The organism is Chitinophaga chungangae (genome assembly GCF_017742215.1).
Taxonomy (GTDB): Bacteria; Bacteroidota; Bacteroidia; order Chitinophagales; family Chitinophagaceae; genus Chitinophaga; species Chitinophaga chungangae.
In genome coordinates, this window is the sequence record NZ_JAGHKP010000002.1 from 285,050 (window position 1) to 302,595 (window position 17,546).

Genomic DNA, 17,546 nt, shown 5'->3' on the forward strand with positions numbered 1-17,546 from the left:
AACGGGAATACTCTGGCGAGTGTTCCCGTTTGTTATTTAAAGCAGTTGATCCGGCGGCAGTTTGATTTGACACGCCAGACTTAGGATCTGGTGCCGCGAGGCATGGGGGTTCGAGTCCCTTCATCCGCACGAAATAACGGGAATACTCTGGCGAGTGTTCCCGTTTGTTATTTAAAGCAGTTGATCCGGCGGCAGTTTGATTTGACACGCCAGACTTAGGATCTGGTGCCGCGAGGCATGGGGGTTCGAGTCCCTTCATCCGCACAGAATGAAAATCAACAGGTTAGAAAAGCTTCCGCAAGGAGGCTTTTTATTTTAACCACCTTTTAAATGTGAAATGCCCTTTCAAGGTCCCTCCCTTTTTTCAACCTGAAATGAATAAAAAGCAATACCATAACAACCGGTGCCAGGCAGGCGGACACGATAACGCTCCAGCTTAAACGCCATATTTCGCTCCTGAAATGGGAAATAATCGCTTCCGTACACAGGCATAACAACGCAGCACCCAAAAACGCGTAGGCTATCAGGTTGATGCCCTTGTACCTCGCCGATCTGACAACCATTATATAAAGCACTGCTATCACGCTCAGGCACAAAAGTAATGGTATTGCCAGCCTGAATGCCCAGTTGACGCCACTCGTGATGATATCCAGGATAAACAGAAAAATGCCGGATAAAATAAATCCTCCCGCTATCTCCAGCACAGCATCCTTATTCCAGAAGGCAAAAACCGAAACATAACAAAATATCACGACCCCTATGCCAGTCGTGTATTCGGACCAGGTAATGCCATGACTGATAATAAAATCAACGATGAACGCAGCCACGATGCCGGACCCGAGCGCCAGGGAAACGATCTCCCATGTAAATTTCTTTCGTTTCCTGCTTACGGAAGGAGGAAGATATATCTCCTGTTTATCAAATGCGGAAGCGTGACTTTGAACAGCATCATGCGGACCATTGACAGGTTTCCCGCAGAGAGGGCATACCGGCATATCATCTTCCAGTTCTACACCGCAGTTTTTACAATACATGCCGTTATTATTTATAGATTTTTACAGGAATGCCGCTTTTTGCGAGGAAAGAAAGAAATATCCTCTCAAGTTCCCTCGAGCGCGTGATATTGCCAAAAGCCAACACCAGTTTATCCTCAAATCCCACCAACGCGCAATTGACTTTTAATACTTTGCTGGGCGGAGGAGGGATAAATATAAATTTGTCGATCAATGCGTTTACGTCCTTTCCCAGGTCCACCTTCCCAAGATTGGTAACTACCCCGCTGTATTGTTTGGTGCCGGTAGCATATAACCTCGACATGATAAAAGATTTGATAAACAACGGTACTCTCCTCAGAAAAGCGTTCCGCTCTCCGCTTACATTACGCGAGATCATTTTGCTGATCAGCTTTTTATCCGTCTCCAGCTGCATCTGATGATATACGGTTTTCACTATTTCTTCAAACGTAAAATGCCCGAGCCGCAAATCTATACCGGGGATCACATAAAGGGAAAAATTTCGCATGGTACGGGAGGGAAAGATCCGCCGGAGATTGACCGGCACCTCGATCCGGAGTATTTTGTTGCTTGTGCGTTTTTCAAACTCGGAAAGTTCTTCGTACAGCTGCTGCAACGAATAAAGATACACCGCCGTAAGATATTCGGTAAGGCTGACATTATATTTTTTGGCAACGTCCACAATGTCCCTGCTGGGCACAACCGCTTTCAACACATCGAAACGGGGATGGCCCTTCAGTTGAAAAGGAACATGAAACGCCGATTGAACTTTTAACTGCCTGACATTGATCTTCTTAAAATACTGGTTGTATGCATCGGCAGATTCTTCGGCATGCGGCGCTTCCCGCGCGTCGAAATGATGAAAGTCGGGCGGCACTGGCAGGCAACATTTTTCAAAATAAACCGCCAGCAGGGTTTTGAGAAATTCAAATGCTCCCGTGCCATCTGTAAGGATATGGGAAAACTCCACGCTGATCCTGTTTTCCCTCACCAGCACCCGGAACATCAGTTCATTTTTTTCGAAGGAACGGCAAGGCGTTGCGGTATCCGCCTCCACCGCAACAGGCAGATTTTCCGGCTCCAGGTAATACCAGAAAAACCCGGCCCGCAATTTTACTTTGTAATATGGGAACCTGTTTTCGATCCCGTTCACGGCCTCCAGAATTTCCTTTGCCCTGATACGTTCTTTCAGCTCCACCCCGATTCTGAAAACCGAGGTCAACTCCCTGTCCCTTATAGCCGGGTAAATCTTTGCGGCATTGTCCAGCCGGAACCAAAGGTCGTTATGATGAATGGGCGGTTTCATAAACAACAGTAAACATATTTGGAGAGATATGCCTTTCAAGATCAATTATAGTGCCCTTTTAAGTACCTTCAGTAAATCTCCTTTCATTACGTTAACCATATTATTTTGGCAAGTTTTCAAAGCAGAATTTTTACAGGTCTTTTACGGCTGGTCAACAAAAAGGGATTTCTCGGCCGGCAGCTGAAAAGAGGCAGGTTCAACCGGTTTGATTGCCCCGAACCGCCCGCTGCTTTATTTCACAGCATCGAGCGCGATGAGCTGCACGGCAGGAAGTATTTTTCGTTAAAACCACCGGGAGGGAGCAGTACGGGGAAACATATTTTATACCTGCATGGCGGCGCTTACGTTCAGTGTTTTACGCTGGCGCACTGGTATTTCCTGTCTGATGTGATCGATGGAACAGGCGCGGAAATCATCGCCCCCGATTACCCGTTGGCGCCGGAATATACCTATAAGGACGCTTTTGTTATGGTCGAAACATTGTACAAACAAATGCTTTCGATGTATTCCCATTCGGATATCGTCGTTATGGGAGATTCGGCAGGCGGCGGTTTTGCGCTTGCGCTGGCCCAGAAATTAAAAACTGAAAACATGCCTGTACCCGGGCAGATCATATTACTTTCCCCATGGCTGGACATAACGCTGGAAAATCCCGAAATAAATAATCTCGACCAACTTGACCCTTTCCTGGGGAAAAAGAGCCTACAGCAGGCGGGAAGGCTGTATGCCGGTTCCACCCCGCCGAATTATTACCTGCTGAGCCCGATTAACGGTCCGCTGGATAATCTTGGCAGGATCACCGTGTTTGCGGGATCTCACGAGTTGCTGGCCGCCGATACCAGAAAACTAAAACGCATGGCTTCATTAAAAGGAGTTGCCCTGGATTATCATGAATATCCCGAAATGGTCCATGCATGGATGCTTTTAAATTTCCCCGAATCGAAAAAAGCCCGGCAGCAGATCATTGACCTGGTTAACCAGGGTTAAATACGGAAAATGGCCGGGCCAGGCAGCCCATTGTGGAAAATACTACACGGTTGGACGTTTCACCGGGAACGAAGAAAAGGCTACACCGGCTTCCCGATTTTCAATATGTAAAAAAACCGCGCTTTTAATCAGCCCGGCTTTTAATTATTTAATAATCTCGATCTTCTGCCGGTCCACGATCACATTATTGTTATCCGTATCGTAGAACACCAGGAAATATACGCCCACGGCCGCATTGGCAACATTCACGGACATATTGGTGCCGGTAATTTTCGTCGTATAAATCACCTTCCCTTTGATATCGATCACATCCATTCTCAGCAGGTTGCGTACGCCGGAGAGTGTGATGGTAAATTGCCCGCGGTTCGGGTTCGGAGATGCGGTGATCTTGAAATTCCCGGGCACGGAGCGGATGGGCGAATACGTGCTGTCTCCGTTACGGCTGATGGTTTTGAGCCGGTAGTAGCTCATGTCGCCGTAATAGTTATCGTCCATGAACTGGTATTGCCGGTTCACGTTGCTGTTGCCGGTGGGGCTTTGCGTGGGAAGGACGGCGATGGCGCGGAAGTCGTTTTCATGCTCCAGCCTGCGTTCCAGCTCAAAATGCTGCACGTCGCGCTCGCGCATGGTGAGCCAGGTGGCCTGCACCTGCCGTACGTCGCGACGTATGGCGTCGAAGATCAGCGATACTTCAAAGCCGGGCGCCTCGGGCACCTTCAATGCGAACAGCGACAGGAAAGTTCCGCCCGGCGTGGCAGACAGCGTGCGCGAATGCATATACGCCTGCCTGAGCGGGTTGCCGGTAGTGAGCGTGCCGGGCTGCGAAAAACCCGTTCGCGGAACGGTGTCCCAGCCGGAAACGGGGCTGTAGCGGGAAATAAAGCTGCTGTCGATATTTCCGGTAAAACCCGTGTTCTGATCAGCGGCGTTGTGTTGAAGGGAAACGGCGATGCTGTCTCCGTTCGGTATCCCGTTCTGCAGGATCTGCCAGGTCTTCGGCACGAGATTTCCTTCAAGCCTGCTGCCGGTTTGGGCATTGGCGTACACATTGTCGAACACCCTCACGCGGAAGTTGTCTGCCCGCCGACCGTTATACCGCAAGGCGAGCGGTGTATAACTGTCCGTGCCTGTGCCGATGGGGAAAACCACCTCTCCTGTTGCGGCGTTCACGTTGTAGAGATATAAATATCCGCCGTAAGGCGAAGTGCCGGTTACGATAAAACGGCGGGACGTATAGCCTGTGATGCTACTTCTGCCGGTGGGCTCGCCCCCAACGGCAACGTCCCAACCGTTCAGGTATAGGTGCCCGCTCTCGAAATGCAGATTATAACGGATGCGCAGATCGCTGAGGTCCGCCAGCTGCACGCCGGAGGGGTTGTTGATATATAAGTTCGGAAAACTGGCGCCGATGCCGGTAGCGGAATTATACCCGCCGAAGATCGTTTGCCGCCCCTCGCCGGTCAATGGCTGCATGAACCTGAATACGCCGCCGCCAGGCGGCAGCGCAGGATCATAAAAACGTTCTTCCGGCAGCAAAGCCTCGTCGGTATTGCTCCACAGGCCACCGTAAAACAATACCGCCGAGCCGGTGGCGCTGCCAAAGCGTCCCTGGTTGGTCACATTGCTGAAGATGGACACCGTATCCGCACGGTGCGCCATCACGTTCGCGCCCGGCGGTATAAATACGCCGGTTTGCGCGCGAATGGCCTGGCCCGCGCACAGCAGGCATATGAATGATATGTAAAGTTTACGCAACAAACGTATTAAATGGTTTAGTTCCCTTCCACACGAATGTAGAGCCGGGTGTTCGTGTCCGTATGCGGCTCGAGCGCGAACTGCGGTGTATTGATATCCGCGCTTTCCATCACCCGTACCGTTACGCTGCCGTTCGTATTGCCCGTCACCACCGCGATGGGCGCATTTCCAACGTCTGTCCCTCCTTTTGCCGTTACCTGTATGCTCAGTACGTTAGCGAAAGAAATGTTAGCCGGGAAATTGATGGTCTGTTCACCGGAACTGGTATTGGGCACATCGGCCACCCACACTTTCGTTACTTCTTCCACTGCGGCGCTGCCGCCCGTTGCGCCGTTTGCTCCCGCGCCGCCGCTGTAATACACTACCTTGTTCGTTTTCACCACCTTTCCGTCTCCATCTATGCCCAGCGCCGCGGCATTGGGCGTAATGGCGGAAGATGCGGTCAGGTTCTCGAGCTTCAGCCCGCTGTCGTCCGGCTGGCCGGTACGTATATGCATTACCGTTGTAGGCGATGCAGTGCCGATGCCGACCCGTCCGTCTGCGGTGATGCGCATCCTTTCCAGGTTGTTGGTGACGAACGGAAGCGCCAGGTTGTTTACCGTGCCGAACGTGGCCAGCGCGGGAAGCGTGTTGCCGCCCTGCAGCCACCCGGTAACCGCGTCCGTCATCGGCCGCCAGTACCCTTCTTTGCGGACAAGTATGCTGTTCAGCGGCGTGTAATAAACGATCGTGCCGTCGGGCGCGGCAGCCAGGGTGCTCAACGTCGTGTCTGCCACGCGGGACAGTAAAAGCCCCTGGCTGCTGCTTTCCAGCTCCAGTATGGAAGATTTGTTGATACTCGCCGGGTTCTCGCCCAGCTTCAATTGCGCCCGGAGGGCGGAAGGGATCACCGTAATGGCGAGCAGCAGCAACGGCATCCAACCGTATGGTCGTATGTTCATAGCTGATCGTTTGGTGAAGCCTTATTTTTTGATCACGTACCAGTTGGTGCCGTCTGTCTGTAAGGTCACGAACGTCCAGTCGTTGTAAATGATGTAATCGGCGTTACCGTCGATGCTGCCTCCGGTGGGCAGAATGGTCAGCGCATTGTCGATGCCGCCGGTACCGATCTTTTTGATGGTGTATATCCTGCCCGCGATGGTGGTAGGCGCCGGAAGCGTAACGGTAATGGCGCCGGTGGTCGTGTTGGCGAGAATGGTATTATCCGATTCGCCGGCCGTATGGTCGCCGGTTACCGTCGTGATGGCGGCAGACATGGAACCATTCACCTGGAAAGTGGAGTTGGGGGCGGTACCCGCCGCGAGACCTACGCTCAATGAATCGCGCACGTTTTTGGCGCCGGCGAAAGTTTGCGCTACGATAGACACGCCGCCGGGATTGGATTCGTCCGCGGGATGCAGGCGAACGGAATCGCCGTTGATGCTAAGACCGGTAGCGGAAACGTCGCTGCTGTACGCGGTAGCGAGTATCTGATATTTTGCGGCGGAATCGAAACGCACCCAATCGTTATAAGAGAGGAAACCGCGGGAAACCGCGCTGGTACCTTCCTGCGTGGGAATGTTAAACACGTGCTCCGCATCGCCGGTGGTGCCGTTCACCGCGGAAGTGATGGTAATGTCGGAGGTAACGGCGCTGTCTATACGAAATGTTTGCACGGTGTCCCTCAACCCGTTGATCTGAACGATGGCGTTGCTGAACGCGGATTTGGCGATGGTTCTTTGCATGAGCGTGCGCGTAGTGGGATCGATCACCATCACCTGCACCTGGTCGGTACCTTCGGGGATCACGTTGTTACCCACGATGATGCTGCCGCCGGCGGTCAGCCTGAGGCGTTCTTCATCGTTGGTGCGGAAGATCACCGCCTGCTGGTCTGTAGTACCAAGGAAGTTTTTGGTAGAATCAAGACCGGCGTTGCCCAGTACGTTCCAGTTGGCGGCGTTGGCCACGCTGTCTACGCTCATTTTCTGCCAGAGGTCGTTTTTACGAATGAAGAGGCTGGCGGAATCCGGCACGTAAATGATCATACCGTCCGGCGCGGTGCTCAGCGGGGCATCGGCCAGGTTGGCGCCTGGTATCCTGGGAAGCAGCAAACCCTGGCGGGTGCTTTCCAGTTCGAGTATAGAGGATTTGTTGACGCGGCTGGGATTGGTGCCGACTTTCAGCTGTGCGGAAGCAACACTGCCAAGCAATAGCAATGCCGCAGCAAGAAATAAATGTTTCATGCAGGTGTACTTTACGGTTTAAATAGAAAAAATAAATTGCTTTGCCAGTTCAGGCGAACTGACGGTAATAGGAATACGGTATTCGGTTTCGGTTTATTTAGTATTAATTTTTTGCCTTAATTCTCTATATGGATTTCTCTAAAAAGGATGTGGTTAATATTTTGGGTATAGGCAAGGCGCAAAGGTATAAAGCCGATGTTGTAGTTTTCTGCTACGAGCGTGTGATTTTTTATTCCGGATATTTTTCTATCGGGAATTTCTTTCGCAGATGCGTGCCGGCGAGAAAATTTAACGGGAGGATAAAATGGGAACGTTCCCTGCGAAACCGTACTATTGAAAATCAATCCTTCATTCCGCACATCCGGTTATTGCCATTCTTCGTAAATTTCTTTGCCGATTTGCCCGAAACAGGTAATAAGGCCTTATTTTTGACATATCTTGTTGACAGCCATAGAACTAAGAGAGTCACAATAAAAAATTAAAACCGGATAGCCGGTATCGTTGTTACTATGAAAAAGCCGGGGCCGTTAAATTTTAATCCGTTATGAGTAAAATCCTCCTGATCGAAGACGACGAGGTGATGTCTACCATCGTCAAAAGAATACTTCAAAAGGCAGCATACCAGGTTGACCACGTTCGCAACGGAAAGGAGGCTTTCGAGATACTGGAAAAGACCGGGTTTGGTTTCGACCTGATCATCACCGACATCATGATGCCTTACGCGAACGGCTTCGAAATACTGAGCCGCGTGCGCAATCTCCCCGGCGGCAGGAAACTTCCCGTGATACTGCTTTCTAACGCCGGCGTAGACGATATGATCAACGAAGGCCTCAAGCTCGGGGCAGACGATTTCCTGAAAAAACCCGTGCTGCCGGCCGAACTGCTGATGCGCATACGGCGGCTGTTGAACGAAGAAGCCACCTGAACCGCACCAAAACGCTACAGACCCGCAGCAACATCCTACTGAAAAACACGTATATGAACTTTTCTCTGCTAGACTTCCTGGAGAGTATTTTTTTTGAATTCCGCTATGCGCCGCTGATCATACAGGTTGCGATCATATTTGTTTTCGTGGCCGTTACCCTCACCCTGCTCGCTTACTTTTCCATCCTCCGCCGCCGCTTCCGCGGCTCGCAGCGCGATAAAAAGATCACCCGGCTGAACGAGCTGATCGACGACCTGCTGATCGAAAACGTGCTCTCCCAAGATCCCGAAACCGTTGAAACGCCCGGGCAAACCGCCGAAACCGCCGCAGAGGCCTTTCATCTGCCGCAGTTCTCCAAACGCTGGGGCCGCCAGGTGCTGATCGACCGCCTGCTCAACTACCGCAACAACGTCCGCGGCGCCATGGGCGACGAGATCCGCACGCTCTACCTGCTGCTCGAACTGGACAAAGACAGCTTCAAAAAACTCAAGTCCCGCAAATGGAACCGCAAAGTACGCGCCCTCAACGAGCTTAGCAGCATGGAAATAGGCGTGGCTGATGTGATCATCCTTCCCCTCACCAATTCGCGCAACCGCGAACTGCGCGCCGCCGCGAGGCATGCGTATATCAAACTGTCGAAAAACGAGCCCTTCAAATTTTTCGACCTCGCCACCGAGCCGCTGCTGCTCTGGGACCAGGTGGAGCTTTTCCGCATCATCACCACCACCCGCCACATCGCCATTCCCAACTTCGCGCAGTGGATCACCTATTCCAGCAATAAAAGCGTCATATCCTTCTGCCTGAAGCTCGTGGTGCATTACAACCAGCTCAAAGCCATTCCCGCCGTGCTCAAACTGCTGGATACCAAAGACCACCTGCTCCGCGCCGAAGCCATCAACTGTCTTGGCAAAATGAAGATCGCCGACGTGGAAGACAAACTGGTGTACATCTACAACAACCAGCCGCTTAATTGCCAGATCGAGATCTTAAAGGCGCTCGGCCGCATCGGCAGCGGGAAACATACCGAATTTCTCCGGCAGGAATTTATGTTGTCTACCGACTTCGAGCTGCGCAAACACGCCGCCAAATCGCTCACCAATACCGAGCCGCCAGGCAGCGAACTGATCGGGGAACTAATGGAAACATCTACCCCCGAAAACCAGCTGATCCTGAAACATTGTATGAACCCATTAATCAAATTCTGATGCAGCGGATCTGGGAAATAGCAGGTAACTTTTTCGAAACGGCCGTATTCATTTACGGTGCGGTGCTGCTTGTGTCTTACGCCGTGCTGGCCATCTGTTCGCTGATCGCGGTGAGAAAATGGGTGATGTCTGAAAAATACCAGGGCGGCGACGTATTGCTCACTTCTCCCCTGGCGCCGGGCATTTCCGTGATAGCGCCCGCTTTCAACGAAGGGCTCACCATTATCTACAACGTGCGCTCGCTGCTGACTTTAAAATACGTGCGGTACGAGATCATCGTGGTGAACGACGGCAGTACGGACAACAGCATGGAACAGCTGATAAAGGAATTCAGCCTGGTACCCGTGGATTTTGCGTACAACGCCAAGATCCAGACGCGGCCGGTGAAAAAGATCTACAAATCGACCGATCCCGCCTACGCCAAGCTCACCATCATCGACAAAGTGAACGGCAAAAGCAAGGCGGACGCGGTGAACGCGGGCATCAACGCCGCGGCTTTCGATCATTTCGTATGTACGGACGTGGATTGCGTGCTCGACGAAAACACCATCATCGAGCTGATCAAACCGGTGATGAAAGAAAAGAAAAAACGGGTGATCGCTATCGGCGCCACGTTGCGCGTCGCCAATTCCAACATATTCGACCAGGGCGTGATGGTGGGCGTGCGGCCGCCGAAACAGCTGCTGCCGCGCTTCCAGGAAGTGGAATACATACGCGCCTTCGTGCTAGGGAAAATGGGATGGACGCTGATGAACTGCGTGCCGAACGTTTCCGGCGGCCTGGGCCTGTTCGACAAGGAAATTACCATCCGCTGCGGGGGGTACGACCATACTTCTTTCGGGGAAGACATGGAGCTGATGACCCGCATGTGCCGCTACGCGCAGGACAATAAAATTCCTTACGCCATCCGTTACATCCCTCAAACCCTCTGCTGGACGGAAGTTCCTTCCACCATCAAAATATTCGGCAGGCAGCGCACCCGATGGGCCAGGGGCCTCGCACAGCTGATGCACACCCACTTCAGCATGTTCCTCAAGCCGAAATACGGCAGAATGGGCATGATCGTGTTCCCGTACAACTTTTTCTTCGAGCTGCTGGCGCCCATCATCGAATTCGCCGGCATCGTGTATTATATCGTGATGGTGGCCATGGGTCATATCAACTGGCCAACGGCCCTGGTGCTGCTGGTGTTCGTGTACACTTATTCCATCATGATCACGACGCTGGCCATCCTGTACGACCAGATCACATTCCGATATTACAACTCCTGGCGCGACGTGGCATTGCTTTGCCTTACGCCGTTCCTCGAGTTTTTCCTTTATCACCCGCTGATCGTATTTTTTTCGCTCCGCGGGTATTATTTCTTTTTGACCGGGAAAAAAGCGGGCTGGGGGAATATGCAGCGCCGCGGCTTCCAGGTGGCGCCGAACCGGTAGCCGCCGGCATTTTAACCATAATAACAGCGCATGGAACTGTTCAGGAATTTCTACGAAGGATCGATCTTTTTTTATGGCCTCGCCATGCTGATCATGTATGCCTTGCTGGCGCTGCTTTCCTTCCGCGGCGTGGTCCGGTTCAAACGGAAAGACAGGAATACCGATTACACCTGCCTGCTCAACTCCGCCCTGGCCCCTGGCATTTCAGTGATAGCGCCCGCTTTCAACGAAGGCGTCACCATCATCTCCAACGTACGTTCCCTGCTTACCCTCAATTATTCCCGTTTTGAAGTGATCATCGTCAACGACGGCAGCACCGACGATACGCTGGAAAAGCTGATCCACGAATTCGAGCTGCGGGAAGTAGCCTTCGCTTACAACGAACGTATCAAAACGCAGCCGGTCAAAAGGCTTTTTAAATCGACCAACGTAGCGTACGACAAACTGCTCGTGATCGATAAAGTGAACGGCAAAAGCAAGGCGGACGCTTCCAACGCGGGCATCAACGCCGCCGCGTACGATTATTTCCTTTGTACGGACGTGGATTGTATTATCGAAAAAGACACACTGCTGCGCCTCATCAAACCCTTCATGGAAGAGGAATACAACAAAATACAGCAGGTGGGCGAGCCTTGCCCGGAATGCGGGTATGTGCACATCATCGAAGAAGGGGTGCGCGTGATAGCGGCCGGGGCTACTTTGCGGCTGGCGAACGACTGCGAGATAGACCAGGGGGTGATCGTGCGGGTGAGGCCGCCGCGCAAGCTGCTGCCGCGTTTCCAGGAAATGGAGTATATCCGCGCCTACGTGCTCGGCAAAATGGGCTGGAGCATGATCAACTGCGTGCCGAACGTTTCCGGCGGCCTCGGCCTGTTCGACAAGGAGATCGCCATCAAAGCAGGCGGGTACGACCACAAATCGTTCGCAGAAGACATGGACATCGTAACGCGTATGTGCCAGTACATGATCGACAACAAAATGCGTTACGCGGTGCGTTACATTCCCACCACGCAATGCTGGACGGAAGGGCCGCCCAACATGAAGGTCTTCAGCCGCCAGCGCACCCGCTGGGGCCGCGGTATGGCGGAGATCATCACCATTCACCGGAAAATGATCTTCAACCCGCGTTATAAAAAAATGGGCCTCGTGGTGTTGCCCTGCAGCCTGCTGTTCGAGTTCCTCGCCCCTATCATCGAGTTCACGGGCCTGTTGTATTACGTCTATCTCATTATCACGAACAGCATCAACTGGGATTTTGCCGTCATCCTGCTGGCTTTCGTATACCTCTATTCAGTGATGATCACGACCATCGCCATTTGCTGGGACCAGCTCACGCTGCGGTATTATAAAACCTGGCGGGAAGTGATGGGCCTGGCCCTGATGGCTTTCCTGGAACCGATCATTTACCATCCGCTCATCGTGTTTTTTGCATTGAGGGGATATTGGTTTTTCCTCACCGGCAAAAAATCCAACTGGGGAAATATGCAGCGGCAGGGCTTCGGGCGCAGAACAGTACAAACCGCATGATTTACGACATTCATCCATACAAGCATATGCAACGAACGATCAGCTACCTATTGACAGTGCTTTTGCTCAGCTTCGCCACCCTGGCGCAGGCGCAGATATTCAACACCAAAAAGAACAAGGATGCGGACGAATTGTACGCGGAAGCAGTTCGGGCCACCCGCGCCGGGCAATACCGGCAAGCGATCGATCTGAGCCAGCAGGCGTTGAAAATACGGCCCGATTTCACCGACCAGGAACTGCTGCTCGGCCGGCTTTACATGCTCACCAACAACTTCCCCGCAGCCCGCCAGTATGTGCACAAAGTGATCGGGAAAAGCCCCAATTACCGCGACGCATACCTTTACGCGGTAAATATAGAGATGCTGGCGCGGCAATATGCGCAGGCGGAAAAGTATGTGAACGATGCATTAAAACAATTCCCGGGCGATAAGGAATTTCTGCTCAAAAGGCTCGGCATCCTGGACGTAACCGAACGTTTCCAGGGCGGCAACGTGTTTGCTGAAAATTTGCTGGAAACCTTCCCCGGCGATACTTCCGTTCGCAAAGCCTATGTGGGCCATTACCTCCTGGCCGGTCATTTCTACCGCCAGCGCGGCATTCCTTCGCTGGCAGAGCAGCATTACGAAAAAGCGCTCGCCATGCAGCCCGGCAACCAGGAAGCCACCGGCGCCATTACGAACATGTACATGCGCAGCGGCAGTTATGAACGCGCGCTGGAACAGGTGAACGCGCAGCTGGCCACCAACCCGGCTTCTTACGACCTGCTGATGCGCAAGCTCGGCCTGTTGCAGGACATGCACAACTATCCCGAAGCGCTGAACGTGCTGCAACAGGTCCTGAAAAATTACCCCGGCGACGCAAAAGCACGCGGGCTGGACGTTTCCCTGCGCATGGAAGCCGCTTCCTGGTATGCCAATACCGATCCTTATATGTTGTATACCGGCATCCTGGAAAAAAATCCCGGCAACCGGGAAGCGCTGGACAAAGTGATCGGCCTGAGCATGGCGCGCGGCGCGTACCGCGAAGCCCTGGCATGGATCAACGCGGGATTAAAAAACAATCCGAACGACCAGCGCCTGCAATCGCTCAAGCTGGACGTACTGGAAAGCGACCGCAAATTCGGCGAAGCGGCAAACTTAGCCGAACGCCTGCTGCACACTGCGCCCACGGCAGAAAAACGCCAGCGGTACATTACCCTCCGGGTTGCTTCCGGCCGAGATTATCTCGCACAGCAGCAATACGATCTGGCCCTGGCGGAATTTGAAAGCGCCCTCCGCGAAAACCCCGCCGATACCGCCGCGCTCGATATGACGGCCAACGCCTACATCACTCAAAAAGATTACCCCCGCGCGCTCGAAGTGCTCAATACCGCCATCGCCGCCCATCCTTCCAACCCGTGTTTCCTCATGAAAAAAGCTTCCGTACTCGCCGAAACAGGGCAATACGACGAAGCTGCGGACATTGCAAGAGGGCTGCAGGCAAGGTTTCCCGGCAATCACCGCTACACGGACCTTATCACCGATATGCACCTCACCGCCGGCAGAAAGTTCATGCAGGCGGAAGAATACACGCTCGCCAAAGGGCAATTCACGCTCGTGCTGGACAACGAGCCCGGCAATATGGAAGCGCTCAATTATCTCGTCAATCTTGAATCCGCCCGCCAGCAATACGACAGCGCGATCTATTATGCGGATGTTGCCCTGCAACTCGAGCCGGACAACAAGGATATGCTGCTGAAAAAAGCCTCCGTATACACCGATATGAAACGATACGCGGACGCGAACGTCATCAACAACCAGCTGATGCAACGTTATCCCTACACCGTAAAATATCGCGCCGCATACGTGGAAGGCCTTGTGTCCGAAGCGCTCGCCCATTGGCGGAACAACCGGCCGGACAGTGCTTTTCCCATTTTCCAGCAGGCGCTGGCTATCAACAAAAAAGATTCGCTGGCGTTGCTGAACAGCATGAACATTCTTTATGCGCGGAAGTCGTACGACAGTGCGTTGGCATATGCCAACGAAGCATTGAGATATTACCCTGAAAGCGAAAATTTCCTCCAGCGGCGCGCATTGAACCTGGAGGGATTGCAGGACTATGAAGCCGCCGCCCGCGCGGCGGACACGCTGGCCAGGCGTTTCCCCACGGCGGACAATAAAGATTATGCGGACCTCATGGCGTCTAAAGGTTTGAAGAACCAGTTCGGCCTTTTTTATCTCAATTCCAATTACGACTACGCCAGCACCAATTACAATATTGCCACGGTAGAATACCGGCGTTTCTTCAAAAAAGGCTCCTGGGCGGCGCGCGCCAATTATGCGGGGCGCGAGGAAGGAACCGGGCTGATGGGCGAAGCGGAATTGTATTACACGCATAACAAAACACTGTATTCCTACGCGCTGGCGGCTTATGGCAACAAGATCGTGTTTCCCCGGCTGCGGCTCGCCTATTCCATTTTCAAAACATTCAACCACGAAATAGAAGGCGAACTGGGCGCGCGTTACCTGTTGACGGACAGCGCGAACGTGATCACCGGCGTTACCTCCGTCGCGAAACCTTTCGGGGATTTCTGGGTGAACCTGCGCGCGTATTTCATCAGCGATGAAGGGGATTTCAACACCTCCTTCAACCTCACGACGCGTTATTACATGAACCGCCGCCAGGATTATCTTTCGCTCATCGCCGGCCTCGGCACTTCGCCTGACGACCGCAGCCGCCTGGTACAATTCCCGCAGCTGAGCGGCCTGCTCACGCGAAGCATCGCGGCGGGCTACCAGAAAACGATCCGTTACCGCACTACACTGGGCCTTTTCGGTACCTGGATCAACCAGAAGATCGAAGATAACCGGTTCCAGAACCAATACGACATCTACATCACCGTACAACGTAAATTCTGATGGCGCACATGATGAACACCTTCTTTTTTACGCTCATGCTTTTCCTGCAACCCGGCTGTCATGCGGCCAAAGACATCGTGCTGGTGGAAAACGGGAAGGCCCGTCATAAGATCGTATTACCGGCAGACGCTACGCCCGCGGAAAAACGCGCGGCAATGATATTGAAAACTTATCTCGGGAAAATATCCGGCGCAACGCCCGCGCAGATCAGCGAAAATGCCTACAACGAAGGAGATGCGGCCATTTTTATCGGCAACACAGGGCACGTGGAAACGTTTGGGGCGGACAAATTAAAAGGAGAAGGATTTCTCATCGCCACAGACGACCAGCACCTCTACATCCGCGGCGGCAGCGGGAAAGGCTTGGTATATGGCGTGTATACATTGCTGGAACAATATTTCGGCTGCCGCAAATACGCCGCCGGACCGGCATTCGTGCCTTCCAAAAAAACGATCAATATAAAACCGCAGCTGCTCGACCGGCAGGAGCCGCAGTTCGTGTACCGCGAAACCTACTACCCCGCCCCGCTGGACGCCGAATACCAGGAATGGCACAAGCTGCATAGTTTTGAAGACCTCTGGGGCCTTTGGGGGCATTCCTATTTTAAGCTCGTGCCGCCGAAAGAATATTTTTCCGCGCACCCGGAATATTTTGCGCTGGTGAACGGCAAACGCCAGGCCACCCAGCTTTGCCTGAGCAACGAACAGGTGTTCAAAATCGTCTCGGATTATTTCCGGAAAGCGGTTGCAAACAACCCGGATGCGCTGTACTGGAGCATTTCGCCGGAAGACGGCACAGGTTATTGTACCTGCGACCAATGCGCGTTGACGGATAAAGAAGAAGGCAGTCATTCCGGTTCGCTGATACGTTTTGTGAACCGCGTAGCCGCGCAATTTCCAGCGCAACAGTTCACCACGCTGGCTTATACGTACACGCTGCAGCCGTCGGCACGCACCAAACCGGCTTCCAACGTGGTGATCATGCTCAGCAGCATCGACGCTTACCGCAACCAGCCACTTGCCGATGCGCCGTCCGCCGCTGTTTTCCGCAAAGCGCTCGCGGACTGGAAACACATTTCCAATAACATTTTCGTTTGGGACTATACCACGCAATTCACCAATTATCTTGCGCCTTTCCCGGATTATTTCCTTTTGCAAAAGAACCTGCAATATTTCGCGGACAACGGCGTAACGGGCGTGTTCTCCCAGGGCAGCGGCGGCACGTATTCCGATATGTCGGAACTGAACGCATACCTGCAGGCGAATGCATTGTGGCAGCCCAAAATTTCTACAGACAATGTTTTCAGCGATTTCATGAACGGCTATTACGGCCCGGCCGCGCCTTTCATTACAAAATACCTGGAAGCGCTCGCCCGGAACCTTCAAACTTCCAAAGCCCCGCTGGACATTTACGGCAGCCCGGTAAACGATCGCAACAATTACCTCGTCCCGGCTTTCATCGATGAATATTCCACCTTGCTCGACCAGGCTGAAAAAGCGGCGGGAGACGATGCGAAGCTGCTGGAAAAGGTTTACAGGGCAAGACTTCCATTGGAATATGCGGCGTTACAGCAGTCACGGTTATACGGAACGGCAAAATACGGCTACCTCGTGCCTTCCGGCAATGGTTTTGCCCCAAATCCGAAGTGGGCTGAAAGAGTAAAACGGTTCACGCAGCAAATAAAACAGGCCGGTGTAACGGAGCTTTCCGAAGGCGGCGTCAGCCCGGAAGCATATCAACAGGAATGGGAAGAGCTGTTGGCGCGCCCATGGAAATCCAGCCTGGCATTCCGCAAAAAAGTAACGTTGCAATATCCATTCACGCCGGAATACACCGCAAAAAAAGAAGCCACGCTTACAGACGGGCTTGTTGGCGGGAAAGATTTTTCACTGAACTGGCTTTTCATCTATGGCAACGACCTCGTGGCAACGATCGACCTTGAACGGGCGCAGAAACTCAGCCATATTCAACTTAATTTTTTACAGGACGCAAGACACAATATTTTTCTCCCGACGGCGATCAGCGTTGAAGTTTCCGCGGACGGCCGGTCTTTCCGGCAGGTAACACAGCAGGCGGTGAAAGCCGTAACGGAAGAAGATTTCAGCGCGCGCGTGGAAACGTTCAAACTGGCGGTGAATGCGCCGGATGCGAGATTTGTGAGGATTACCGCGAAATGTTTGCCCAAAATGCCGCTGTGGCGCGGGAATGACAAAAAACCCGCGATTTGCTGCGATGAAGTGTTCGTGAATTAGCCGCATTTCTTTATCTTAAGG

12 protein-coding genes and 2 tRNA genes are annotated in these 17,546 nt (G+C 52.9%); 9 read left to right on the forward strand and 5 right to left on the reverse strand.

Annotated features, from left to right (window positions below; translation table 11 throughout):
- The first annotated feature begins 53 nt into the window (after positions 1–53).
- Positions 54–129, forward strand: a tRNA-Leu gene (locus J7I43_RS09180).
- Between the two features lie 59 nt (positions 130–188).
- Positions 189–264, forward strand: a tRNA-Leu gene (locus tag J7I43_RS09185).
- A gap of 62 nt (positions 265–326) precedes the next feature.
- Here J7I43_RS09185 and J7I43_RS09190 read toward each other — a convergent pair.
- Positions 327–1,034, reverse strand: coding sequence for a DUF6320 domain-containing protein (locus J7I43_RS09190; protein WP_209145373.1), 708 nt, complete (start codon positions 1,032–1,034; stop codon positions 327–329).
- Positions 1,035–1,041: 7 nt separating this feature from the next.
- Positions 1,042–2,319 carry a hypothetical protein gene (locus J7I43_RS09195; protein ID WP_209145374.1) on the reverse strand — a complete coding sequence of 426 codons (1,278 nt, stop codon included), beginning with the start codon at positions 2,317–2,319 and terminating at the stop codon, positions 1,042–1,044.
- A 105-nt stretch (positions 2,320–2,424) separates the two neighbouring features.
- Between J7I43_RS09195 and J7I43_RS09200 the strand changes: the two genes are divergently transcribed.
- Positions 2,425–3,306, forward strand: coding sequence for an alpha/beta hydrolase fold domain-containing protein (locus J7I43_RS09200; RefSeq protein WP_209145375.1), 882 nt, complete (start codon positions 2,425–2,427; stop codon positions 3,304–3,306).
- Positions 3,307–3,450: 144 nt separating this feature from the next.
- Here the strand turns inward: J7I43_RS09200 and J7I43_RS09205 are convergent, their stop codons facing one another.
- The 3 genes from J7I43_RS09205 to J7I43_RS09215 are packed head-to-tail and all read right to left on the reverse strand — an operon-like array spanning position 3,451 to position 7,283.
- Complete coding sequence (locus J7I43_RS09205; protein WP_209145376.1) at positions 3,451–5,064, reverse strand: T9SS type A sorting domain-containing protein; 1,614 nt, start codon at positions 5,062–5,064, stop codon at positions 3,451–3,453.
- Positions 5,065–5,078: 14 nt separating this feature from the next.
- Positions 5,079–6,002 (reverse strand): hypothetical protein, encoded by a 924-nt coding sequence (locus J7I43_RS09210; RefSeq protein WP_209145377.1) that lies wholly within the window; start codon positions 6,000–6,002, stop codon positions 5,079–5,081.
- A gap of 21 nt (positions 6,003–6,023) precedes the next feature.
- Positions 6,024–7,283: a hypothetical protein gene (locus tag J7I43_RS09215; RefSeq protein WP_209145378.1), complete on the reverse strand. Its 1,260-nt coding sequence runs from the start codon at positions 7,281–7,283 to the stop codon at positions 6,024–6,026.
- 544 nt (positions 7,284–7,827) lie between these two features.
- Here J7I43_RS09215 and J7I43_RS09220 point away from each other — a divergent pair.
- From J7I43_RS09220 to J7I43_RS09245, 6 genes are read left to right on the forward strand one after another with little or no spacing between them, the layout of a single operon-like run.
- Positions 7,828–8,208: a response regulator gene (locus J7I43_RS09220; RefSeq protein ID WP_209145379.1), complete on the forward strand. Its 381-nt coding sequence runs from the start codon at positions 7,828–7,830 to the stop codon at positions 8,206–8,208.
- A 53-nt stretch (positions 8,209–8,261) separates the two neighbouring features.
- Positions 8,262–9,413, forward strand: coding sequence for a HEAT repeat domain-containing protein (locus J7I43_RS09225; protein ID WP_209145380.1), 1,152 nt, complete (start codon positions 8,262–8,264; stop codon positions 9,411–9,413).
- Positions 9,413–10,849: a glycosyltransferase family 2 protein gene (locus tag J7I43_RS09230; RefSeq protein ID WP_209145381.1), complete on the forward strand. Its 1,437-nt coding sequence runs from the start codon at positions 9,413–9,415 to the stop codon at positions 10,847–10,849. The genes J7I43_RS09225 and J7I43_RS09230 overlap by 1 nt, the downstream gene beginning before the upstream one ends.
- A gap of 30 nt (positions 10,850–10,879) precedes the next feature.
- Entirely contained in the window at positions 10,880–12,376 is a 1,497-nt protein-coding gene (locus J7I43_RS09235) for a glycosyltransferase family 2 protein (RefSeq protein WP_209145382.1), read from the forward strand.
- Between the two features lie 26 nt (positions 12,377–12,402).
- Complete coding sequence (locus tag J7I43_RS09240; RefSeq protein WP_209145383.1) at positions 12,403–15,273, forward strand: tetratricopeptide repeat protein; 2,871 nt, start codon at positions 12,403–12,405, stop codon at positions 15,271–15,273.
- An 8-nt stretch (positions 15,274–15,281) separates the two neighbouring features.
- On the forward strand, positions 15,282–17,525 hold the full coding sequence (locus tag J7I43_RS09245; RefSeq protein WP_209145384.1) for a DUF4838 domain-containing protein: 2,244 nt from the start codon (positions 15,282–15,284) through the stop codon (positions 17,523–17,525).
- Positions 17,526–17,546 lie beyond the last annotated feature (21 nt).

What these genes read in the sequence shown, in the direction of transcription:
- J7I43_RS09190 (WP_209145373.1), bottom strand. Translation starts at nt 1,034, where the DNA reads ATGTATTGTAAAAACTGCGGTGTAGAACTGGAAGATGATATGCCGGTA.
- J7I43_RS09225 (WP_209145380.1), top strand. Translation starts at nt 8,262, where the DNA reads ATGAACTTTTCTCTGCTAGACTTCCTGGAGAGTATTTTTTTTGAATTC.
- J7I43_RS09210 (WP_209145377.1), bottom strand. Translation starts at nt 6,002, where the DNA reads ATGAACATACGACCATACGGTTGGATGCCGTTGCTGCTGCTCGCCATT.
- J7I43_RS09245 (WP_209145384.1), top strand. Translation starts at nt 15,282, where the DNA reads ATGATGAACACCTTCTTTTTTACGCTCATGCTTTTCCTGCAACCCGGC.
- J7I43_RS09220 (WP_209145379.1), top strand. Translation starts at nt 7,828, where the DNA reads ATGAGTAAAATCCTCCTGATCGAAGACGACGAGGTGATGTCTACCATC.
- J7I43_RS09195 (WP_209145374.1), bottom strand. Translation starts at nt 2,319, where the DNA reads ATGAAACCGCCCATTCATCATAACGACCTTTGGTTCCGGCTGGACAAT.
- J7I43_RS09215 (WP_209145378.1), bottom strand. Translation starts at nt 7,283, where the DNA reads ATGAAACATTTATTTCTTGCTGCGGCATTGCTATTGCTTGGCAGTGTT.
- J7I43_RS09230 (WP_209145381.1), top strand. Translation starts at nt 9,413, where the DNA reads ATGCAGCGGATCTGGGAAATAGCAGGTAACTTTTTCGAAACGGCCGTA.
- J7I43_RS09240 (WP_209145383.1), top strand. Translation starts at nt 12,403, where the DNA reads ATGCAACGAACGATCAGCTACCTATTGACAGTGCTTTTGCTCAGCTTC.
- J7I43_RS09235 (WP_209145382.1), top strand. Translation starts at nt 10,880, where the DNA reads ATGGAACTGTTCAGGAATTTCTACGAAGGATCGATCTTTTTTTATGGC.